This is a genomic window from Streptomyces sp. NPDC048291, assembly GCF_043201715.1.
In the GTDB taxonomy this organism is placed as follows: Bacteria; Actinomycetota; Actinomycetes; order Streptomycetales; family Streptomycetaceae; genus Streptomyces.
On the sequence record NZ_JBICZC010000007.1, the window covers coordinates 343,636 to 364,652 of the forward strand.

Genomic DNA, 21,017 nt, shown 5'->3' on the forward strand with positions numbered 1-21,017 from the left:
CGCCCCTTACGGGGCGCTGTCGGCTGCGGCGCCCCACGCGGCGGTAGCCGCATATCGAATACAGCCCCGCGCCCCTTACGGGGCGCTACAGCAGCCGTTCCCCCAGCAGCACCGCCCCGATGCCCAGCATCGCCGCCCCCGAGGTGCGGGTCACCGCGCGGGCGGCGCGGGGACGGGCGGCGAGCAGGGCGCGGGAGAGGGTGCCGACGGCGAGGTAGACGGTGGCGCAGGCGGCCATGTGCAGGGCGCCGAGGGCGGCGGTCTGGGCGGCCACGGGGAGGTGGGTGCCCGTCGTGACCAGGAACTGGGGGAGCACCGAGAGGTAGAGCAGCAGCGCCTTCGGGTTCAGGCCGCTGATCGCGGCGCCCCGCCAGAAGCCCTGCGGCCCGGCCGCGGCCCCCTCCGCCTCCTCCGCCTCCTGCGGGACCGTCGGGCGGCGCAGCACGCCCCAGCCCAGCCACAGCAGGTAGCCGGCGCCGGCCACGGTCAGGGCCGTGAGCAGCTCCGGCGACCGGGAGACCAGGACCGCGAGCCCCGCGACCGCGAGCGCGGTGTGCAGGGCGTACCCGGCGATCAGGCCGGCCACCGCGCGCGGCACCGAGCGCCCGCGCACCCCGGCGGCGATCACGTACGCCCAGTCGGCGCCCGGTACGCACACCAGCAGCAGGTCGACGGCGAGGAAGGAGAGCAGGAGTCCGGTGTCCATGGAAAGGGACATTAGGCGCGATGGGCCCGAAAGTGTTCCTGAAATTTGCTCGGCAGGGCCGGTTCCGGGGGAGAATCTTGCTCATGGACGACGTGGACCGGAAAATCCTTGCCGAGCTCCAGCAGGACGGGCGACTGACCGTGACCGAGCTGGCCGGGCGGGTGCGGCTGAGCGTCTCGCCGTGCCACCGGCGGCTGCGCGAGCTGGAGCGGTCGGGGGCGATCAGCGGGTACCGGGCGGTGGTGGACCCGGTCGCCGTGGGGCTGACCTTCGAGGCGCTGGTCTTCGTGTCCATGCGGCAGGAGGACCGGGACACGGTCGCCGACTTCGAGCGGGCGCTCGCGGAGATCCCCCATGTGCTGGACGCGCAGCGGCTGTTCGGCGAACCCGACTACCTGCTGCGGGTGGCCACCGCCGACCTCGCCGCCTTCCAGCGGCTCTACGACGAGCGGCTCGCGACCCTGCCGGGCGTGCAGCGCCTCACCTCGACGCTGGTGATGAAACACGTGGTGCGGGACCGGCCGTTGCCGGGGTAGGGCGACAGGCGGTGGTTCACCGCTGTGCGTGAACCACCGCCTGCCAGACAGGACCCAGGGCGCGACTACTTCGTGGGCTTCTTCCCGGTCACGCCCAGATGCACCAACAGCGCCAGGTTCGGTTTGAGTTCGGCCTGCTTCACGCCCCAGGTCTGGAAACCCTTCTGGTGCGCGGCGACGGCCGCGAGCATGGCGACCAGCGAACCGGCCACCGCGGCCGGGTTCACGTCCTTGTCGACCCTGCCCTTGGACTGCAACTCCGTGATGGAGTCGGTCAGAGAGTTGTTCACCGAGTTCAGGATCTTCATACGGATCTTGTAGAACCGTTTGTCCCCCTCGGCCGCCCCGAGGTCGACCACGCGCAGGATCGCGTCGTTCCTGCGCCAGAACTCCAGGAAACCGTCCACGAGTTCCTGCGCGGTCGCCCAGCCGGCCTTGCCGACCCAGGAGCGCCCGGCCACCAGCTCGGTCAACTGGCCGCCCTCGGTTGCCATTTGCTCGGCGATCTCCAGGACGGCGCCTTCGACGTCCGGGAAGTACTGGTAGAAGGTCGCGGGCGAAGTACCCGCCTTCCGGGCGACATCGATGACCTTGACGTCCCGGTAAGGGGAGGAGCTGAGCATCTCGCTGAGGCAGTCGAGCAGCTTCTGCCGGGTCGCCTGCCCACGCCGGCCGGCCACGCGGCCGTCGACGGTACGCACTTGTCCTGTCATGCCGTCAGCTTACCGAGGGGTGATCGGAGCGCGATTCGGCCGACTGCAAATGGGGTGCGCGGGTGTATAGAGGCCGGTGCGGCTGGTCTGCGCGGTGCGGGCCGGGCGGTTACTTTGACGACATGGCCGAAAACAGGGCATCCGGATACGCGGAGGGCGTCCCCTGCTGGGTGGACGTGCAGCTCCCCGACGTCGAGGCGGGCAAGCGGTTCTACGGCGGGCTCTTCGGGTGGACCTTCGAGGACGCCGGACCCGGTGCGGTGTGGGCCCGCCTCGACGGCGCGGCCGTCGCCCGGCTGGCGCGGAAGCGCGACGGCCGGATGCCCACCGTCTGGACGGTGTACTTCGCGACCCCGGACGCCCGGGACCTCGCCCGCCGGATCGTCGCCGCCGGCGGACAGATCGTCAACGACCCCGTGCCCGTCCGCGACCTCGGCACCGCGGCCCTGGCCGCCGACCCCACGGGCGCCGTCTTCGGTGTCTGGCAGGCCGCGGGCCACCCCGGCTTCGGCGTCCGGCACGCCCCCGGCACCTTCGCCTGGGCGCAGCTCTACACCGGCGACGTCGAGGCGGCCAACACCTTCTACAGCCGCCTCTTCACCGGCGCGCTCTTCGGTACCGGCGCCGCCCCGGACTTCGGCCGGGCCCCGGTGACCGAGGTGTTCGCGGCCGGGATGCCGGCCCAGTTCGTCGTCCACTTCCGCACCGGGGACGTGGAGGCCGCGGTCGGGGCCGTGCGGCAGCTGGGCGGCCGGGTCCAGACGCCGCCCTTCGAGACGTCGTACGGAAAAGTGGCCGTCGTGACCGACAATCAAGGGGCGTTCTTCGCGCTGCTGGAACGCTGAGGCCGGAAACGGGCGGGCCTCGGTGGATAAATGTCTCACTTTGTCACAGGACACCCCGATTCGTCGCCGGGTTCGCAACCTGTGCCCGGGCCAGGAAGAATCGGGGTGCGTGCCGCCATGGCGGTGCGGTGGTGAGACGCTGCACGGGGTCGCGTACATATGTGGATGGACGGGGCCCGTACGGGGAGGTGGCAGGCAAGTGGTGGATCAGCTGACGCAGCACGATCCGCGGCGGATCGGGCCGTTCGAGGTGCTGGGACGGCTGGGGGCCGGCGGCATGGGGCTGGTCTATCTGGCGCGCTCGGCGTCCGGGCGGCGCGTGGCGATCAAGACGGTACGGACCGAGCTCGCCGAGGACCAGCTGTTCCGGGTCCGCTTCACCCGCGAGGTGGAGGCGGCCCGCGCGGTCTCCGGTTTCTACACGGCCGCCGTCGTCGACGCCGACCCGCGCGCCGCGGTGCCGTGGCTGGCGACCGCGTACGTGCCGGCGCCCTCCCTCGAAGAGATAGTGAACGACTGCGGGCCGCTCCCGGCCCAGGCGGTCCGCTGGCTCGCCGCGGGCGTCGCCGAGGCGCTCCAGTCGATCCACGGCGCCGGACTGGTCCACCGCGACCTCAAGCCGTCCAACGTCCTCGTCGTCGAGGACGGCCCCCGGGTCATCGACTTCGGCATCGCCTCCGGTGTCTCGAACACCCGGCTGACCATGACCAACGTCGCGGTCGGCACGCCCGCCTACATGTCCCCCGAGCAGGCCAAGGACTCCCGCAGCGTCACCGGCGCGAGCGACGTCTTCTCCCTCGGCTCCATGCTCGTCTTCGCCGCCACCGGCCACCCGCCCTTCCATGGCGCCAACCCGGTCGAGACCGTCTTCATGCTGCTCCGGGAGGGCCCGGACCTCGAAGGCCTCCCGGACGAGCTGCGCCCGCTCATCGAGTCCTGCATGCAGATGGAGGCCACGGGCCGCCCCAACCCTGCCGACCTCCAGGCCCAGCTCGCCCCCCACCTGTTCGGCTCCGGCTCCGACGACAGCGGTACGGCGTCCGCCTGGCTGCCCGAGAAGGCGGTCGGGCTGATCGAGTCCCGCCGCGGTGGCCGCCCCGCCGTCAAACCCTCCGCGAGCCCCTCCGGCGGCCGCAGCGCGGGCCGCCTCGCGATGCCCCCGCAGCCCTCCTACGACCCCGTGGTCCCCGCCCCCGTCCCGGTGGGCGCTCCCGACACCGGCCCGGTCCGCCTCGCCGGCGCCCCGGTGCCGATCGGCCCGGGACCGCGCGTCGCCGACGCCCGCGCCGCCGCCGTGAAGGCACCTCCGCCCGAGGCCGGCCTGGTGGCCAGCTGGTCCCGCCCGCACCCCGGCGTCAACGGCGCCGACCCCGCCGGACCGCCGGTACCCGCCCTGCCCCCGGAGACGGCCTCCGGCTGGCGGCCCTGGCGGTTCCGGATGTCCAACGACGTCTGGGGCACCCCGTCCGTCGACGGCGACCTCGTCTACGTCACCTCCTTCGAGGTGCACGCCCTCGACGTGGCCACCGGCCGCCGCCGCTTCAAGACGCGGGACGTCGCCTGGTCCATGGCGGTCGCCGACGGCCGTATCCACGCCTCCGACGGCCCCACCCTGTTCGCCCTGGAGGCCCGCGAGGGCGGCGACCTGTGGCGGCTGTCCACCGATGCCTGGGTGTACTCCCTCAAGGCCGACCGCGGCACCCTCGTCACCGGTACCCGGGGCGGCGGCGTCCAGGGCTGGGAGGCCTCCACCGGGCAGAAGCTCTGGGAGCTGGCCGGCGCCCAGACCGACTTCGAGGCCCCCGAGTCCGGGCCCTCCCTGCACGACGGCACGGTCTACGTCTGGCAGGACGCGCGCCTGCGGGCCCTCGACGCCCGTACCGGCGACGAACGCTGGTCGTACCCCATCGGCGACGCGGCCTCCTGCGGCGGCGTCCCGGTCCGCCTCACCCACGCCGACGACGGCTTCGTGTACGCCTCCGCGGGCACCCGGGTCATCGCCCTCGACACCGCGAGCGGCCGGGTCCGCTGGCACTTCGAGGCGCCGGCCGTCTTCCTCTCCCCGCCCGCCTACGTACCCGGCCCCGCCGTCGCCGGCGGCGGCATCTACCTCGCCGACTACCTCGGCACCGTCTACGCCCTCGACGCCACCGACGGCCGCGACCGCTGGCGCATCGCGACGGAGGCCCGCGCCTCGATCGAGCCGGTCCTGGTCGCCGCCGGCCACGTGCACGTCGGCAGCGGCAAGGGGCTGTACACGCTCGACGCGGTCACCGGGACCCCCAAGTGGCGCTTCCAGGCGGGCGGCGACGTGGTGGGCGCCCCGGCGGTGGCCGAGGGCCGTATCCACTTCGGGTCGACGGACCACCTGCTGTACACGCTGAAGGCCGACGACGGCCGGCTGCGGTGGAAGCTGGCCACCGGCGGGGAGATCACCGGGTCGCCGGTGGTGCGGGACGGGGTGGTGTACGCGTGCAGCAAGGACCGGTGCGTGTACGCGCTGGACGCGGAGAAGGGGACGGGGACGGCGCGCACCACGTGAGCGCCGGGACCGGCTGACGGGCGGCTGCGGGTGCGCCGTGGCTTGTCGCGCAGTTCCCCGCGCCCCCAAAAGAAAAGGGGCGCTGTAGTGCGCCCTTTTAGGGGCGCGGGGAACTGCGCGAGCAACCCCCGCACACCCGCGGCCGCCCAACGGCTCGGAGCCGCTGCCGCTTGGGCGCCTCTCCGCTCACCGGATGTGCGGGGCGCCACGTCGCCGCTCGCGGAACAGTTCCGCCTGGCGCTCGTCGGCCAGGTTGCCCAGGGTGATCAGGTGCGGGGCCTCGGCCCAGCCCCGTTCCCGGTTCGCCCCCTTCGCCGCCCACAGCGCCCGCACGCTGCCCTGCACCCCCTCCGTCGGATACCCGGCGATGACGGTCGCGCACCGCACGGCCGCCGCCAACGCCTCCCCGGCGGGCGTCACTTCGGACACCAGCCCCACCTCGTACGCCCGCCGCGCGGAGACCCGCTCGGCGTTGCCCATGAGGACCATCCGGGCCACCTCCCCGTACGGCATCCGCTGTGCCATCAGCACCGACTCGTAGGCGCTGACCATGCCGTAGGAGGTGTGCGGGTCGAAGAAGGCGGCGGTCTCGTCGGCGACGACGAAGTCGCACTCGCCGAGGAGGTAGAAGGCACCTCCGCAGGCCATCCCGGCCACCGCCGCGATCACCGGTTTCCACAGGTCGTTCGCCTTCGGCCCGAGGGCGATCAGCGGATCGTCCTGGCTGTACGGCGAGGACGGCTGCGGCACGACGGCGTCCCGGTCGAGCCCGGTGCTGAAGGCGCGCCCGCCGGCCCCGGTGAGCACGACGGCCCTTACCGCGTCGTCGAAGCGCAACGCCCGCCAGGCGGTAGAGAGTTCGGCGGCCGTCGCGAGGTCGACGGCGTTGAGCCGCTCGGGGCGGTCGAGGGTGACGACGGCGACCCCGCTCTCCTTGTCCGCCTCCAGCCGCAGGCTCACGGCCGCTCCAGGACCCACTGCGGCAGCCCGTCCGCGAAGACCGCCTGCACCCGGGCGCCGATCCGGATCCGGTCAGGGGGAAGGGAGCCGAGAGGTGCCCCGGCCCCGGTCACCACGTTGCCCACCAGCCGTACCCGGGGCGCGTCGTCGAGTTCCACGACCACCACGTTGTACGGCGCCTGTGCCGCGTACTCGGGGAGCAGCGGCGGGTGCGGGACGACGTACGACCAGATCCGGCCCCGCCCGCTCGTGGGCCGCCACTCGCTCGCGAAGGACTGGCAGTGCGGGCAGCAGGGGCGGGGCGGGAAGCGGGGCTCGCCGCAGTCGGCGCAGGCCTGGACGCGGAGTTCGCCGTGGGCCGCGTACTCCCAGAAGGGGGCGCCGTCGGTGTCGGTGACCGGTCGCAGCATCTCAGCTCCGGTTGGTGAGGAGGAGGGCGGAGGTCGGGACGCCCTCGCCGGCGGTGACCAGGCAGGTGGCGGCGCCCGGCACCTGGGCGGTGCTGGTCCCGCGCAGTTGCTTGACGCCTTCGGTGATGAGGTTGAAGCCGTGGACGTAGGCCTCGCTGAGCCCGCCGCCCCCGGTGTTGACCGGCAGCCGCCCGCCGATCTCCAGGGCGCCGCCCTCGGTGAACGCCCCGCCCTCCCCGCGCCCGCAGAAGCCGTAGCCCTCAAGGGAGAGCGGGATCAGGGCGGTGAACGCGTCGTAGATCTGGGCGACGTCGACGTCGTCGGGGGTGAGGTCGGCGTGCTTCCACAGGTGGCGGGCGGCGCTCCAGGCGGGGCCGGTGAGGGGGTCGTCGTTCCAGTAGTTGACCATGCCGTGGTGCTGGGCGGGCAGGCCCTGGGCGGCCGAGTGGACGTAGACGGGCCGTTGCCGGCAGTCCCGGGCCCGCTCCCTGCCGACCACCACGCAGGCCAGCGCCCCGTCCGTCTCCAGGCAGTTGTCGTAGAGGCAGAGGGGCTCGCTGATCCACCGGGAGGTCATGTACATCTCGCGGGTGAGGGGGCGGTCGTACATCACGGCGGCGGGGTTCTGGTTCGCCCGGTTGCGGCAGGCGAGGGCGACGTTGAACAGGTGGTCGCGGGTCGCGCCGTACTCGTGCATGTAGCGGCGCGTGAGCATGGCTATCTCGTCGGCGGGCCGGAGCAGGCCGAAGGGGCGGGTCCACTGGGCGGGGGTGGGGAGCTGGACGGCGGTGTTGGTCCAGGGGCGGGGGCCCGAGCCGCGCTTCCGGGACCGCCAGGCGACCCCGACCGTGGCCTGGCCGCTGGCGATCGCGGCGGCGAGATGGGCGACCGTGGCGCAGGAGCCGCCCCCGCCGTACCCCACCTTGCTGAAGAAGGTCAGGTCGCCGAGGCCGACCGCCTTGGCCAGCTCCACCTCGTCGGTCTCCTCCATGGTGAAGGAGGCGAGCGCGTCGACCTCGCCGGGCGCGATGCCGGCGTCGTCGAGGGCGGCGAGGACGGCCCGGCAGGCGAGGGTCCTCTCGTCCTCGTCGAGCCGTCTGGCGAAGGGGGTCTGCCCGATCCCGACGACGGCGGTGGCGTCCTTGATGCCACTGACGCCATGGAGACCTCTGCGATCGGTCATGGTGCCCGCACCTCCACGGCTCTCGCGGCTTGCTGACAGGTCGTCAGGCTACAGCTAATCTGACGGTCAGTCAGCTATGCGTCCGGGGAGGCCGGTTGTGCGCGGTGACATGGAGTGGGGGACCGTTCCGGGCCTGGTGCGGTCGGCGGCGAAGCGGTACGCGGACGTCGAGGCCGTGGTGGACGGCCGGACCCGGATCACGTACGCCGAACTGGGCGCCCGGGTGGAACGGGCGGCGGCGGCCTGTCTGGCCGCCGGCGTCGAGGCGGGCGACCGGGTCGGCATCTGGGCCCCCAACTCGCTGGACTGGATCGTCGCGGCGCTCGGCGCGGTGTCGGCGGGCGGGGTGCTGGTCCCGCTGAACACCCGCTTCAAGGGCACGGAGGCGGCGGACGTGCTGCGCAGGAGCGGGGCCCGGCTGCTCTTCGTGACCGGGACCTTCCTCGGCACCTCGTACGTGGCCTCGCTGCGCAGGGCGGCGGGGGAGGGGGACGGGGACGGCCCGCTGCCGGGGCTGCCGGTCCTGCGGGAGGTGGTGGTGCTCTCGGAGGACGCCCCCGTCGGCTTCCGCACCTGGAAGGACTTCCTGGCGGCGGGGGAGGGCATCGGTGCCGCCGAAGTCGCCGCCCGGTCGGCGGAGTTGGACGGCTCCCGGCTCTCCGACATCATCTTCACCTCGGGCACCACGGGCCGCCCCAAGGGCGCGATGATCACCCACGCGCAGACCCTGCGGGCGTACGAGATCTGGGCCGACCTGGCGGGCCTGCGCACCGGCGACCGCTACCTGATCGTCAACCCCTTCTTCCACACCTTCGGCTACAAGGCCGGGGTGATCGCGTGCCTGATACGCGGCGCGACGATGATCCCGCAGCCGGTGTTCAACGTGGCGACGGTGCTGGCGAACGTGGCGGCGGAGCGGGTGTCGGTGCTGCCCGGGCCGCCGACCCTCCATCAGTCGCTCCTCGACCACCCGGCCCGCGACGCGCACGATCTCTCGGCGCTGAGGCTGGTGGTGACGGGCGCGGCCGTCGTACCCCTGCTCCTCGTCGAGCGGCTGCGCGGCGAACTCGGTGTCGAGACGGTCCTGACCGCCTACGGTCTCTCCGAGGCGAGCGGGATCGTCACCATGTGCCGCCGGGGCGACGACCCGACGGTGATCGCGTCGACGTCGGGCCGGGCGATCCCCGGCACGGAGGTACGCGTGGACGAGACCGGCGAGGTCCTGGTCCGCGGCTTCAACGTCATGCGTGGCTACTTCGAGGACCCGGCCGCGACGGCCGAGACGCTCACGGCGGACGGCTGGCTGCGCACCGGCGACGTCGGCGTCCTGGACCCGGCGGGCAACCTCCGCATCACCGACCGCCTCAAGGACATGTTCATCGTCGGCGGCTTCAACGCCTACCCGGCCGAGATAGAGCAACTGCTGGGCCTGCACCCGGAGGTGGCCGACGTCGCCGTCGTCGGGGTCCCGGACGCCCGCCTCGGCGAGGTCGGCAGGGCGTTCGTGGTGCGGCGGCCGGGCGCGGTGCTGACCGCCGACGACCTGATCGCCTGGGCCCGCCGCGAGATGGCCAACTACAAGGTGCCGCGCACGGTCGAGTTCGTCGCGGAGCTGCCGCGGAACGCGAGCGGGAAGGTGGTGAAGGGGGAGCTGCGGGCCGGTTAGACGGGCCGGATGCCGGAGCGGGCCGGACGGTTCACGCCCCGCGTCGATCGGGACCGCGCAACGGGCATGCGTCGGCCGCGACGGCTCCCCCTCGGTGCCGTCGCGGCCGATCTTCCCCCGGTTCCGGATTCAGCCTGCGGCTTCCGTGGTGGCGTGGTTCTCCAGCAGTGCCTTCTCCGCGCCCGTCGCGTGGTTCTCCAGCGCCACCACGGCCTCGGCGTCGGCGGCGGCACCCTCCAGCAGTGCCTTCTCCGCGCCCGTCGCGTGGTTCTCCAGCGCCACCGCCGACTCGATGTCGGTGGCGTGGTTCTCGTCGGGTGTGGCGACCGGCTGGTTCGTGTTCTCGTCGCTCATCGGCTGTGCTCCTCTGCGTGAAAAGTCGGCAAGGCCTGTCCGGCGGCTCCCCCGGGTGCCGCCGGACAGGCGCGGCGGCCGTCACCCTAACGGGTGGGCCTGCCGTGTCGACCCGCCTGCCCCCCGAAGCGCCGGATCGATACGTCGAGGATGCCGGGCGGCGATAAACGAACGATGAACGTACGGCGGTGCAGGTCAGGCGGTCGTCGTCGGCGCGAGAAGGGTGCGTACTTCCTCGGCCTCGTGGGCGCCCAACCGTTCGAACACCGTGAGCGCGTCCTGCCAGCAGGCGCGGGCCCGGTCCGAATGCCCGATGTCACGCAGACTGCGGCCCAGGACGGTCAGTACGTTCGCGTGCCGCCACTCACCGCCGATGCCGCGCAGCAGGGACAGCGACTGCTCCGCCATCGTGGCGGCCTGGGCGGGGCGGTCGGCCCACAGATGCACCTCCGCCATACGGAAGATGGCCATGCCCTCCCAGAGACGCTGACGGCTCTCCCGGAAGACACTCAGGGCGTCGTCCAGACAGCTCAGGGCCTCTTCCGTCTGCCCCGACTGGGTCAGGGCGAGTCCCAGGGCGTAGCGTGCGTTCGCGCCTCTGAGGGAGTGCCCGAGAGCGTCGTAGATCGCCACTCCCTCACCGGCCAACCGCACCGCGTCGGCGACGTGACCGGTGGCCAGCTGGATGCGGGACATATTGCACAGGGCGCTGGCCTCGCCCGGCCGGTTGCCGTCGGCGCGGTAGTTGGCGATGGCCTCGCGCAGATGCGCCTCGCCGTCGTGGTGGCGCCCTTGGTAGAGGGCGAGGATCCCCCGGTCGTTGGGTGTCACGCCGCTCGGCAGCGGATCCCCGGTCGCCTTGGCCAACTCCATGGCCTGTGCGGCCTCCTCGTCGGCCAGGTCGAAACGGCCGGCGACGATGTGGACGTTGGTGATCGCCATCCGGGCCCGCCCCTCGGCCAGCGGGTCGGCCTGCGCCCGGGCGGCGTCCCGGGCCGCTGTGGCCGCGACCTCGTACTCGCGGGCGTTGGCCCCTGATTCGGCGAGGTCCTTGGCCGCCCAGAGCAGATCGATCGCGGCGCGCAGCCGTCCGCCGCGGACCGACTGCCGTACGAAGGCCAGCAGGCAGTCGGCCTCCGAGTACAGCCAGTCCAGTGCCGCGCGGTGGCCGGTGAACGACAGTCCCGGGTACGCGGTCGATTCCAGGTGCTCCACGGTCCGGTCCCCCGGCCGCTCGATCGCGTACACCCCCGCCGCCGTCGCCAGGTAGAAGTCCAGCAGGCGGGACATGGCCGCCTCGCGTTCGCTGGGGGGCTGTTCGTCGCGTTCCGCGCACGCACGCGCGTAGAGCCGTACGAGGTCGTGGAAGCGGTAGCGGCCGGGTGCCGCCGATTCGAGCAGGGACGTGTCCACGAGGGTTTCGAGGAGGTCCTCGGTCTTGTCCTGCGGGAGGTTCAGGACGGCTGCCGCGGCCGCCAGCGACATGTCCGGCCCGTCCGCGAGACCCAGCAACCGGAACGCACGGGCCTGGGCCGGCTCCAGCTGGCCGTAGCCCAGCTCGAAGGTCGCCTTCACGGCCAGGTCGCCGGCCTGCAGCTCGTCAAGGCGTCGCCGCTCGTCCGCGAGCTTCGCCGCGAGCACGGAGACCGTCCAGGTGCGGCGGGCCGCGAGGCGGGACGCGGCGATGCGGATGGCGAGCGGGAGGAAGCCGCAGGCCGCCACCACGTCCAGGGCCGCCTCGCGCTCCGAGGCCACCCGCTCCATGCCCACGATCTTCGTGAACAGCTGCAGCGCCTCGTCGGGCGACATCACGTCCAGGTCCACCAGGTGCGCGCCCGCCAGGTCCACCATCCGTACCCGGGCGGTGACCAGGGCCGCGCAGCCCTCCGTGCCGGGGAGCAGGGGGCGTACCTGGGCCGCGTCCTTGGCGTTGTCGAGGAGGACGAGGACCCGGCGGCCGTCCAGGACCGAGCGGTACAGCGCCGAACGCTCCTCCAGGGAGTCGGGGATGGCGGAGTCCGGGGTGCCCAGGGCGCGCAGGAAGGAACCGAGGACCGTCTCCGGCTCCGCGGCACGGGGGCCGGCCCCCTGCAGGTCGACGTAGAGCTGGCCGTCCGGGAACGCGGACCGGGCCTGGTGGGCGACGTGCACGGCGAGGGTGGTCTTGCCGACGCCCCCGATGCCCGCCAGCGCCGATACGGCCATCACCCGGCCCTCGGCCGACGCCAGCACCTCGCCCAGCTCCGTGACGAAGGCGGCGCGGCCGGTGAAGTCGGGCACGGTGGCGGGGAGCTGGGCGGGCCGGACCTGGACGGCGGCGGGTTCCGCCGCCGGCGTCGAGGGCTCCGCCAGGGCCGGGTCGGCCTGGAGGATGCGCTGCTGAAGTTCGCGCAGGCCGGAGCGCGGGTCGACGCCCAGCTCCTCCGCCAGCAGGCGGCGGGTGTCCGCGTACACCGCGAGGGCCTCCGCCTGACGGCCGCTGCGGTACAGGGCCAGCATGAGGAGTTCGCGGAAGCGCTCGCGGAGGGGGTGGGCCGCGGTGAGCGCCGTCAGTTCGGAGACCGCCTCCGCGTGGCAGCCCTGCTCCAGGTCCATGTCCAGCCGGTTCTCCAGGAGTTGCAGCCGCAGCTCCTCCAGGCGGACCCGCTGGGTCTCCGCGTACGGCCCCGGCACCCCGGCCAGCGGCTCGCCGGCCCACTGACCGAGCGCCCGCCCGAGCGCCTCCCGTGCCTGGTGCAGGTCCCCGGCGCTCCTCGCCTTCTCCGCCACCGCCGCCAGATCCTGCGCGACGGCCAGGTCCAGCGCCCCCTCGCCCAGCCCCCGCACCGCGTACCCGCCGGACTCGCTGACCAGGACCCCCGGGTCCAGGACCTTGCGCAGCCGGGACGCGTACGTGCGCACCGCCGCCAGCGCCTGCGACGGCGGCTCGGGACCCCACAGGGCGTCGATCAGCTCGGCCGCGGTCGCCGTCCGGCCCTCGCGCAGCAACAGGGCTGCGAGCAGCGCGCGTTGCTGCGGGGAGCCGGTGCTGAGGGGTTCCTCGGCACGCCAGGCGCGCACCGGACCGAGCACACTGAAGCGCAGCAGCGCCGCCTCCGCCGAGGAGGGGGCGCGCCGCTGCTCCGGCACCCGCGGTCCACCGTCCATGCCCGTCCCCCTAGACATCCCGCTTCACCCCGTCAGTCTGCCTTGTCCGGGCGGGCCGCGTCAGCCTGGGGAGACACCGATCACAGGGCGACACGCGGTGGTCCACACAGTCTTCACACGGCGGCACCCCCGTCAGCAGGGCGGACGCCAGGCGGAACGATTCCGCGGGCGGGTCGGCGTCCGCGGCGCCGGGTTCGGCGAACGCGTACCGGGAGTGCGTCCGCCCTGTCCCGCCCCGCCTGACGATACGTCATCCCATAGCTGACGGTTCGTCAGATCGGCGCTACCGTGAGCGCCATGGACACCCAGGACGGCACCTTCCCGCTGATCATCTCCGTCGACGACCACACCGTGGAGCCGCCGGACGTCTGGCAGTCCCGCCTCCCGAAGAAGTACCTGGACACCGGGCCGCGCATCGTCCGGGCCCCGCTCAAGGAGATGAGCTTCCTCGGCGGCCGGTTCAAGCCCGTCATGGGCAGGCCGGGCGAGGACGGCCCCATCGGCGACTGGTGGATCTACGAGGACCTGCACCGCCCCCTCACCCGCCTCGACACCGCCGTCGGCTACTCCCGCGACGAGATCAAGCTCGAAGTGATCACGTACGAGCAGATGCGGGCGGGTTCGTACGACGTGCCGCAGCGGCTCGCCGACATGGACGTCAACCACGTCCAGTCCGCGCTCTGCTTCCCGACCTTCCCGCGCTTCTGCGGGCAGACCTTCACCGAGGCCAAGGACCGCGAACTGGCCCTGCTCTGCGTCCGGGCCTACAACGACTGGATGGTGGAGGAGTGGTGCGGGCCGCTCGCCCAGGGCCGTCAGATACCCCTCGCCCTCATCCCGCTGTGGGACGCCGAACTGGCCGCCGCCGAGGTCCGCCGCAACGCGGCCCGCGGCGTCCGTGCCGTCGCCTTCTCCGAGATACCGCCGCACCTGGGCCTGCCCTCCGTCCACACCGACGCCTGGGACCCCTTCCTCGCCGCCTGCGACGAGACCGGCACGGTCGTCGCCATGCACATCGGCTCCAGCAGCAGGATGCCCTCCACCTCCGCCGACGCCCCGCCCGCCGTCGGCTCCACCATCACCTTCGCCAACTGCTGCTTCTCGATGGTCGACTGGCTGATGAGCGGCAAGTTCGAGCGCTTCCCGAACCTGAAGGTGATGTACGCGGAGGGCCAGATCGGCTGGATCCCCTACATCCTGGAGCGCGCCGACGTCGTCTGGGAGGAGAACCGGGCCTGGGGCGGCGTCGCCGACAAGGTCACCCGCCCGCCCTCCGAACTCTTCGCCGGGCACGTCTACGGCTGCTTCTTCGACGACGCCTTCGGGCTGAGGAACCTGGACGCGATCGGCATCGGCAACGTCCTCTACGAGACCGACTACCCGCACTCCGACTCCACCTGGCCGAAGTCCCGTGAGGTCGGCGAGGCCCAGATGGGCCACCTGGCCCCGGACGCGGTCGAGCGGATCGTGCGCGGGAACGCCATCGAACTGCTGGGCCTGACGGCCGACGGTCTGTGGGGCGGCGGTCCGCGGTGAGCCCCGACTACGGCATCCAGCTCCCGGTCCAGTCCCAGTCCACCCTCTACGCCGAGGGCTGGGAGGCGGGCGCGGGCGCCGCGGACCTGGTCGAGATCGCGCGGGCCGTCGACCGCGCCGGCTTCGCCTACCTCGCCGTCTGCGACCACGTGGCGATCCCGCACCGGCTGGCCGGGGCCATGAGCACGGTCTGGTACGACCCCGTGGCCACCCTCGCCCACCTGGCGGCCGTGACCGAACGGGTACGGCTGCTCAGCCACGTCGCCGTCGTCGGTCTGCGGCACCCGCTCCTTACCGCCAAGCAGTACGCGACCCTCGACCACCTCTCCGGCGGCCGGCTGATCCTCGGCGTCGGCGCCGGGCACGTGCGGGAGGAGTTCGAGGTGCTGGGGGTGGACTTCGGGCAGCGGGGAGCGGTCCTGGACGAGGCGATCGACGCGCTGCGGGCGGCTCTGGGGGCGGACGAGTTCCCCTCCCACCACGGGAAGTTCTACGACTTCGAGGGGCTCGGACAGCGGCCCCGGCCGGCGCAGCAGCGGGTGCCGGTGTGGATCGGCGGATCGTCGCCGGCCGCCGTACGGCGGGCCGCGCTCAAGGGCGACGGCTGGCTGCCGCAGGGCGACCCCAGGGACCGGCTCCCGGCGCAGATCGAGCGGCTGCGGCGGCTGCGCGCCGAGGCGGGCGTCGAGGAGCCGATCACCGTCGGCGCCATCACCGAACCGCTGTACGTCGGCACGCCGGAGTGGGAGGTCGGCCGCCGCACCCTCCGCGGCGCCCCGGACGTCCTCGCCGAGTCGCTGCGCGCGTACGGCGCGATGGGCGTGCACCAGATCCAGGTCCGGTTCCGCAGCCGGAACCGGACCGAACTCATCGACCAGATAGAGGCGTTCGGGGCGGATGTCGCGCCCCTTCTCACCTGAGGGAGCACTGGCATGGGCAAGCTGGACGGGCGGGTCGTCATCGTCACCGGGGCGGCACGCGGGCAGGGGGAGCAGGAGGCGCGGCTGTTCAGGGAGGAGGGCGCGCGGGTCGTCGTGGCGGATGTGCTGGACGACCTCGGCGAGCCGCTCGCCAAGGAGATCGGGGCGGCCTACGTCCACCTGGACGTGGGCGTGGAGGCGGAGTGGCAGGCCGCCGTCGCCGCCGCGAAGAAGGCGTACGGCCGGCTCGACGGGCTGGTGAACAACGCCGGCATCCTGCGCTTCAACGCGCTCGTGGACACGCCCCTCGAAGAGTTCATGCAGGTCGTCCAGGTCAACCAGGTCGGCTGCTTCCTGGGCATGAAGACGGTCGCGCCCGAGCTGGACGACGGGGGGACCATCGTCAACACGGCCTCCTACACGGCGCTGACCGGGATGGCGGCGGTGGGGACGTACGCCGCGACCAAGCACGCGGTGCTCGGGCTCACCCGGGTCGCCGCGCTGGAACTCGCCGACCGGCGGATACGCGTCAACGCGATCTGCCCCGGCGCCATCGACACCGCGATGTCCAACCCGGCGCGGCTCGACCCGGCCGCCGACCCGGCGGAGATGAGCCGGGCGCTGGACGAGCTGTACCGCAAGCTCGTGCCGCTGGGCCGGATCGGGCGGGCGGAGGAGGTGGCCAGGCTGGCGCTCTTCCTGACTTCGGAGGACTCGTCGTACATCACCGGGCAGCCGTTCGTGATCGACGGAGGGTGGCTGGCGGGGGTCAGTGTCATCTGACGAGCCGTCAGCTATTGACCTTTCTGACGCTACGTCAGAAAGTCGTAGGACCCAGTAGGGCTCATGGGAACCATCTGGACTTGGGACGGTGAACCGCCTTGGAATTCGGGCTCTTTGTACAGGGATATGTGGGCAAGCGAGCCGAGACCGACCCGCTGGCCGAGCACAAGGCACTGATGGAGGAGACCGAGTACGTCATCCAGGCGGACCAGTCCGGCTTCAAGTACGCCTGGGCCTCCGAGCACCACTTCCTCGACGAGTACTCCCACCTGTCCGCCAACGACGTGTACCTGGGGTATCTCGCGCACGCGACCGAGCGGATCCACCTGGGCTCCGGGATATTCAACCCGCTCGCCCAGGTCAACCACCCCGTGAAGGTGGCCGAGAAGGTCGCCATGCTCGACCATCTCACCGGCAACCGCTTCGAGTTCGGCAGCGGGCGCGGCGCCGGCTCGCACGAGATCCTCGGGTTCATCCCTGGTGTGACCGACATGAACTACACCAAGGAGATCTGGGAGGAGACCATCGCCGAGTTCCCCAAGATGTGGCTCCAGGACGAGTACGTCGGCTTCCAGGGCAAGCACTGGCAGCTGCCGCCGAGGAAGGTGCTGCCCAAGCCCTACGGCAAGTCGCACCCGGCGATGTGGTACGCGGCCGGGTCGCCGCCGTCGTACTCCATGGCGGCGAAGAAGGGGCTGGGGGTGCTCGGGTTCAGTATCCAGAAGGTCTCCGACATGGAGTGGGTGCTCGAGCAGTACAAGACGGCGATCGTGAACGCGGAGCCGGTCGGGGACTTCGTCAACGACAACGTCATGGTGACGACGACCGCGATCTGCGCGCCGACCCACGACGAGGCGATCCGGATCGCGGCGAGCGGCGGGCTGCACTATCTGCCGTCGCTGGTGTTCCGGTACCACGACACCTTCCCGCGGCCCGAGGGGTTCCCGGTGTGGCCGGAGACGCTGCCGGAGTACACCCCCGAGTTCGTCGAACTCCTCGTGGAGGAGGAGCTGTTGATCTGCGGGGACCCGGACGAGGTGCTGCGGCAGTGCAAGCGGTGGGAGCAGGCCGGGGCGGACCAGCTGAGCTTCGGGCTGCCGGTGGGGGTGCCGAAGGAGGAGACGCTGCAGACGATCCGGTTGATCGGGGAGCACGTGATTCCGAAGATCGACACGGATCCGGTTCACCGGACGACGCGGTTCCGGGGTGCCGCGTAGTCGCCGTTGCGGGGTGCGGGTGCGTTGTGGCTGGTCGCGCAGTTCCCCGCGCCCCTAGGTAAGCAGTCCGGCCGCACACCAAGAGGTGAGCCCAATGCTCGATCACGTCATCAAGGGGGCCTCGGTCGTCGACGGGACCGGCGCACCCGCCTTCACCGCCGACGTCGGTGTCCGTGACGGTCGTATCGCCGTCATCGGTACCGTCACCGAGGAATGCCGGACCAGCGAGGACGCCACGGGGCTCGTCCTCGCGCCCGGGTTCGTCGATCCGCACACGCACTACGACGCGCAGCTCTTCTGGGACCCGTACGCGGTCCCTTCGCTGAACCACGGCGTCACGACCGTCGCCGCCGGGAACTGCGGGTTCACCCTCGCGCCCCTGAATCCGGGGCGTCCCGCCGACGCCGACTACACGCGCCGCATGATGTCCAAGGTCGAGGGCATGTCGCTGGTCGCCCTTGAGGAGGGGGCGCCCTGGAGCTGGAACTCGTTCGGGGAGTACCTGGACGCGCTCGAAGGGCGGATCGCCGTCAACGCCGGGTTCATGGTGGGGCACTGCGCGCTGCGCCGGTACGTGATGGGTGCGGACGCGGTCGGCGGACAGCCGAGCGAGGAGCAACTGGGCGAGATCGTACGGCTGTTGCACGAGGCCATGGACGCGGGGGCGTGGGGGTTCTCCACCACCCAGTCCAGCACCCACTCCGACGGGGACGGCCGGCCGGTCGCCTCCCGGCACGCGCTGCCCGCCGAACTGCTCGCCATGTCCAGGGCCGTCGGGGAGCACGAGGGGACGCAGATCGAGGCGATCGTCGCCGGGTGCCTCGACCAGTTCAGCGACGCCGAGATCGAGCTGTTCGCCGAGATGAGCGCGGCGGCCGGGCGGCCCCTGAACTGGAACGTGCTGACGGTCGACGCCGCCGTGCCGGAGCGGGTGCCGCGGCAGCTCCAGGCGAGCGAGCGGGCCCGGAAGGCGGGCGGCAGGGTCGTGGCGCTGACCATGCCGATCCTCACGCCCATGAACATGTCGCTCGGCACCTTCTGCGCGCTGAACCTCATCCCCGGGTGGGGGCCGGTCCTCGGGCTGCCGGTTCCGGAACGGATCGAGAAGCTGCGCGACCCGGACGTACGGGCCGAGCTGCTGGCGCGCGCCCAGTCCAAGGAGGCCGGGGTGTTCCGGCGGCTGGCGAACTTCGGGCGGTACGTCATCGGGGACACGTACAGCGAGGCGAACGCCGGGCTGTCGGGCCGGGTGGTGCGTGACATAGCACAGGAGCGGGGCCAGGACCCCTTCCACACCCTGGTCGAGATCTGCGCCGCCGACGGACTCCGCACCGTGCTGTGGCCGATGCCCACGGACAACGACCCGGCCTCCTGGGCGCTGCGCGCCGAGACCTGGCAGCACGAGGACGTGCTGCTCGGCGGGTCGGACGCGGGGGCGCATCTGGACCGGATGTGCGGGGCGCCGTACACCACCCGGTTCATCGGCGACTGCCTGCGTGGCCGGAAGCTGCTGGGCCTCGAACAGGCCGTGAAGATGCTGACCGACGATCCCGCCCGGCTCTTCGGGCTGCGGGAGCGGGGGCGGATCGCGGAGGGCTGGCATGCGGACCTCGTGCTCTTCGACCCGGAGCGCATCGCCGCCGGCCAGGCCACCCTGGTGCACGACCTGCCGGGAGACAGCCCGCGCCTGGACTCGAAGGCGATCGGCGTGCACGCGGTCTGGGTCAACGGCGTCGAGGCGATCCGGGACGACGTGGTGAGCGGGTCCGTACCGGGGAAGGTGCTGCGGTCCGGGCGGGACACCAGGACGGTGAGCACCCGGTGAGCGGGGCGGGTGACGTGGCCGACGGGCAGCGGCTGTTCGTCGGGGGGCGGTGGACGGAGCCCGACGACGGGTACTACGAGGTCGTCGACCCGGCGACCGAGGAGACCGTCGGCCGGGCCCCCGAGGCCTCACGCGACCAGGTGCTGGCCGCGTGCGCGGCTGCCCGGGAGGCCTTCGACGGCTGGTCGCGGACGCCGGCCGGGGAGCGGGCGGCGGTGCTCGGCCGGGCCGCCGACATCATCCGGGCGCGGCTGGGCGAGCACGCGGACCTGGCCCGCGCCGAGACGGGCGCGACCACCGGCACCGCGCGGGCGATGCAGGTGGGCGTGGCGGTCGCCCGGTTCCGCCGGTACGCGACCGTCGAACCGGCCGAGTGGGCGATCCCGCCGCAGATCAACGAGGCCGGGCCGATGGGGAGGGCCGGCGTGATGGGCGCGCTCGCCGTGCGCCAGCCGGTCGGGGTGGTCAGCTGCATCACCTCGTACAACAACCCGTGGGCCAACCCGGCGGGCAAGGTCGCGCCCGCGCTGGCGATGGGCAACACGGTGGTGGTCAAGCCGGCCCCGCAGGACCCGCTCTCCGTCTACCGGATGGCGGAGGCGCTGGAGGCGGCGGGCGTCCCGCCGGGCGTGGTGAACGTCGTCTCCGGCCGTTCTACCGGTGTCGGCGAGGCCGCGGTGGCCTCGGCCGACGTCGACATGGTGAGCTTCACCGGTTCCACGGCCGTCGGGCAGCGCATCGCCGAGGTGTGCGGGCGGGACATGAAACGCCAGTTGATGGAGCTGGGCGGCAAGGGCGCGGCGGTCGTCCTCGACGACGCGGACGTCGCCTCGGCGGTGGCCGGGATCGGCACCACCTTCTCCTTCTACAGCGGGCAGATCTGCACGGCGCCCACCCGGGTGCTGGTGCAACGCGGGCTGTACGACCGGCTGGTGGACGGACTGGCGGGGTACGCGGGCCGGCTGAAGGTGGGCGACCCGGCCGCGCCGGACACGGTGGTCGGGCCGCTGATCAGCGCCGAGCACCGGGCGCGCGTCGAGTCGTACGTCGAACTCGGCCGGAAGGAGGGCGCGACGGTGGTCACCGGCGGCGAACGCCCTTCGCCGGAGCGGGGGTTCTACCTGGCCCCCACCGTCCTCGCCGACTGCACGAACGACATGCGGGTGGCCCGCGAGGAGATCTTCGGCCCGGTCGTCTCCGTCGTCCCCTTCGACGACGAGGAGGAGGGCATCGCCCTCGCCAACGACTCCGACTACGGCCTCATCGACTACGTCTGGTCGGGGGACGTGGCCCGGGCCTTCCGGGTGGCGCGGCGGCTGCGGGCGGGCGGGGTCGGGATCAACACGGTGGGCCGGAACATGGAGGCGCCGTTCGGGGGCTTCAAGAAGAGCGGGGTGGGCCGGGACGTGGGCTCGTACGCGCTGCACGCCTACAGCGAGGTGCAGGCGATCGTCTGGCCGGGGTGAGGTGTCGACCGGCCCCTGCGCAGTGTCAACCGGGGCCGTGCGCTTGCCCTTTGGGGACGGCAAGGTCTTACGGGCGGGCAAAGAACCGGCAAGCGGCTCCACGGGCGGCGGCCGGTCCGTAGCGTCCGGGGCACAGGGGGGACGGCCGGATTCCGGTGACCGGAGCCGCCTTCCCTCCTCCCTGAACACGCACGGAACCCGTTCGGAG

Annotated in this window: 17 protein-coding genes; 10 read left to right on the top strand and 7 right to left on the bottom strand. The window is 72.6% G+C overall.

Translation table 11 applies throughout. The annotated features are described in order from the left end of the window. Positions 1-85: 85 nt before the first annotated feature. Positions 86-706 carry a LysE family translocator gene (locus ACGF5O_RS21045; protein ID WP_393811368.1) on the bottom strand — a complete coding sequence of 207 codons (621 nt, stop codon included), beginning with the start codon at positions 704-706 and terminating at the stop codon, positions 86-88. 83 nt (positions 707-789) lie between these two features. Here ACGF5O_RS21045 and ACGF5O_RS21050 point away from each other — a divergent pair, with 83 nt between their 5' ends. Continuing rightward, the gene (locus ACGF5O_RS21050) at positions 790-1,242 is read left to right on the top strand and encodes an Lrp/AsnC family transcriptional regulator (protein WP_362601753.1); all 453 of its coding nucleotides are present in this window, start codon (positions 790-792) and stop codon (positions 1,240-1,242) included. A 65-nt stretch (positions 1,243-1,307) separates the two neighbouring features. Here ACGF5O_RS21050 and ACGF5O_RS21055 read toward each other — a convergent pair whose 3' ends face one another. Continuing rightward, complete coding sequence (locus tag ACGF5O_RS21055; RefSeq protein WP_393811566.1) at positions 1,308-1,943, bottom strand: TetR family transcriptional regulator; 636 nt, start codon at positions 1,941-1,943, stop codon at positions 1,308-1,310. A 134-nt stretch (positions 1,944-2,077) separates the two neighbouring features. Here ACGF5O_RS21055 and ACGF5O_RS21060 point away from each other — a divergent pair, with 134 nt between their 5' ends. Then, positions 2,078-2,800, top strand: coding sequence for a VOC family protein (locus ACGF5O_RS21060; protein ID WP_393811369.1), 723 nt, complete (start codon positions 2,078-2,080; stop codon positions 2,798-2,800). Between the two features lie 199 nt (positions 2,801-2,999). Further along, a complete protein-coding gene (locus tag ACGF5O_RS21065) occupies positions 3,000-5,342 on the top strand; it encodes a PQQ-binding-like beta-propeller repeat protein (protein WP_393811370.1) in 2,343 nt (780 codons plus the stop codon). Between the two features lie 186 nt (positions 5,343-5,528). On the opposite strand, the gene ACGF5O_RS21070 is transcribed toward ACGF5O_RS21065, so the two are convergent. From ACGF5O_RS21070 to ACGF5O_RS21080, 3 genes are read right to left on the bottom strand one after another with little or no spacing between them, the layout of a single operon-like run. Beyond that, positions 5,529-6,302, bottom strand: a complete 774-nt coding sequence (locus ACGF5O_RS21070; protein WP_393811371.1) for an enoyl-CoA hydratase/isomerase family protein — start codon at positions 6,300-6,302, stop codon at positions 5,529-5,531. Next, positions 6,299-6,712, bottom strand: a complete 414-nt coding sequence (locus ACGF5O_RS21075) for a Zn-ribbon domain-containing OB-fold protein (protein ID WP_393811372.1) — start codon at positions 6,710-6,712, stop codon at positions 6,299-6,301. The genes ACGF5O_RS21070 and ACGF5O_RS21075 overlap by 4 nt, the downstream gene beginning before the upstream one ends. A 1-nt stretch (position 6,713) precedes the next feature. Next, positions 6,714-7,895, bottom strand: a complete 1,182-nt coding sequence (locus tag ACGF5O_RS21080; protein ID WP_393811373.1) for a lipid-transfer protein — start codon at positions 7,893-7,895, stop codon at positions 6,714-6,716. A 109-nt stretch (positions 7,896-8,004) separates the two neighbouring features. Here ACGF5O_RS21080 and ACGF5O_RS21085 point away from each other — a divergent pair, with 109 nt between their 5' ends. Next, positions 8,005-9,561 carry a FadD3 family acyl-CoA ligase gene (locus tag ACGF5O_RS21085; protein ID WP_393811567.1) on the top strand — a complete coding sequence of 519 codons (1,557 nt, stop codon included), beginning with the start codon at positions 8,005-8,007 and terminating at the stop codon, positions 9,559-9,561. 129 nt (positions 9,562-9,690) lie between these two features. On the opposite strand, the gene ACGF5O_RS21090 is transcribed toward ACGF5O_RS21085, so the two are convergent. After that, positions 9,691-9,915: a hypothetical protein gene (locus tag ACGF5O_RS21090; protein ID WP_393811374.1), complete on the bottom strand. Its 225-nt coding sequence runs from the start codon at positions 9,913-9,915 to the stop codon at positions 9,691-9,693. Positions 9,916-10,110: 195 nt separating this feature from the next. Then, the gene (locus tag ACGF5O_RS21095; RefSeq protein WP_393811375.1) at positions 10,111-13,062 is read right to left on the bottom strand and encodes a BTAD domain-containing putative transcriptional regulator; all 2,952 of its coding nucleotides are present in this window, start codon (positions 13,060-13,062) and stop codon (positions 10,111-10,113) included. 297 nt (positions 13,063-13,359) lie between these two features. Here ACGF5O_RS21095 and ACGF5O_RS21100 point away from each other — a divergent pair, with 297 nt between their 5' ends. The 6 genes from ACGF5O_RS21100 (at position 13,360) to ACGF5O_RS21125 (ending at position 20,809) form a co-directional block, all read left to right on the top strand. Next, positions 13,360-14,598, top strand: a complete 1,239-nt coding sequence (locus ACGF5O_RS21100; RefSeq protein ID WP_393811376.1) for an amidohydrolase family protein — start codon at positions 13,360-13,362, stop codon at positions 14,596-14,598. Then, entirely contained in the window at positions 14,595-15,518 is a 924-nt protein-coding gene (locus tag ACGF5O_RS21105) for an LLM class F420-dependent oxidoreductase (protein WP_393811377.1), read from the top strand. The genes ACGF5O_RS21100 and ACGF5O_RS21105 overlap by 4 nt, the downstream gene beginning before the upstream one ends. Positions 15,519-15,530: 12 nt before the next feature. Continuing rightward, on the top strand, positions 15,531-16,301 hold the full coding sequence (locus ACGF5O_RS21110) for an SDR family NAD(P)-dependent oxidoreductase (RefSeq protein ID WP_393811378.1): 771 nt from the start codon (positions 15,531-15,533) through the stop codon (positions 16,299-16,301). 98 nt (positions 16,302-16,399) lie between these two features. Further along, positions 16,400-17,518, top strand: coding sequence for an LLM class flavin-dependent oxidoreductase (locus tag ACGF5O_RS21115; protein WP_393811379.1), 1,119 nt, complete (start codon positions 16,400-16,402; stop codon positions 17,516-17,518). Positions 17,519-17,612: 94 nt separating this feature from the next. Continuing rightward, complete coding sequence (locus tag ACGF5O_RS21120) at positions 17,613-19,343, top strand: amidohydrolase family protein (RefSeq protein WP_393811380.1); 1,731 nt, start codon at positions 17,613-17,615, stop codon at positions 19,341-19,343. Beyond that, entirely contained in the window at positions 19,340-20,809 is a 1,470-nt protein-coding gene (locus ACGF5O_RS21125) for an aldehyde dehydrogenase family protein (protein WP_393811381.1), read from the top strand. The genes ACGF5O_RS21120 and ACGF5O_RS21125 overlap by 4 nt, the downstream gene beginning before the upstream one ends. Positions 20,810-21,017: the final 208 nt, after the last annotated feature.

Excerpts from the sequence above, each read along its gene's own strand:
- ACGF5O_RS21080 (WP_393811373.1), bottom strand. The coding sequence starts at position 7,895 with ATGACCGATCGCAGAGGTCTCCATGGCGTCAGTGGCATCAAGGACGCC.
- ACGF5O_RS21050 (WP_362601753.1), top strand. The coding sequence starts at position 790 with ATGGACGACGTGGACCGGAAAATCCTTGCCGAGCTCCAGCAGGACGGG.
- ACGF5O_RS21100 (WP_393811376.1), top strand. The coding sequence starts at position 13,360 with ATGGACACCCAGGACGGCACCTTCCCGCTGATCATCTCCGTCGACGAC.
- ACGF5O_RS21090 (WP_393811374.1), bottom strand. The coding sequence starts at position 9,915 with ATGAGCGACGAGAACACGAACCAGCCGGTCGCCACACCCGACGAGAAC.
- ACGF5O_RS21075 (WP_393811372.1), bottom strand. The coding sequence starts at position 6,712 with ATGCTGCGACCGGTCACCGACACCGACGGCGCCCCCTTCTGGGAGTAC.
- ACGF5O_RS21085 (WP_393811567.1), top strand. The coding sequence starts at position 8,005 with ATGGAGTGGGGGACCGTTCCGGGCCTGGTGCGGTCGGCGGCGAAGCGG.
- ACGF5O_RS21110 (WP_393811378.1), top strand. The coding sequence starts at position 15,531 with ATGGGCAAGCTGGACGGGCGGGTCGTCATCGTCACCGGGGCGGCACGC.
- ACGF5O_RS21120 (WP_393811380.1), top strand. The coding sequence starts at position 17,613 with ATGCTCGATCACGTCATCAAGGGGGCCTCGGTCGTCGACGGGACCGGC.
- ACGF5O_RS21060 (WP_393811369.1), top strand. The coding sequence starts at position 2,078 with ATGGCCGAAAACAGGGCATCCGGATACGCGGAGGGCGTCCCCTGCTGG.
- ACGF5O_RS21095 (WP_393811375.1), bottom strand. The coding sequence starts at position 13,062 with ATGGACGGTGGACCGCGGGTGCCGGAGCAGCGGCGCGCCCCCTCCTCG.
- ACGF5O_RS21045 (WP_393811368.1), bottom strand. The coding sequence starts at position 706 with ATGGACACCGGACTCCTGCTCTCCTTCCTCGCCGTCGACCTGCTGCTG.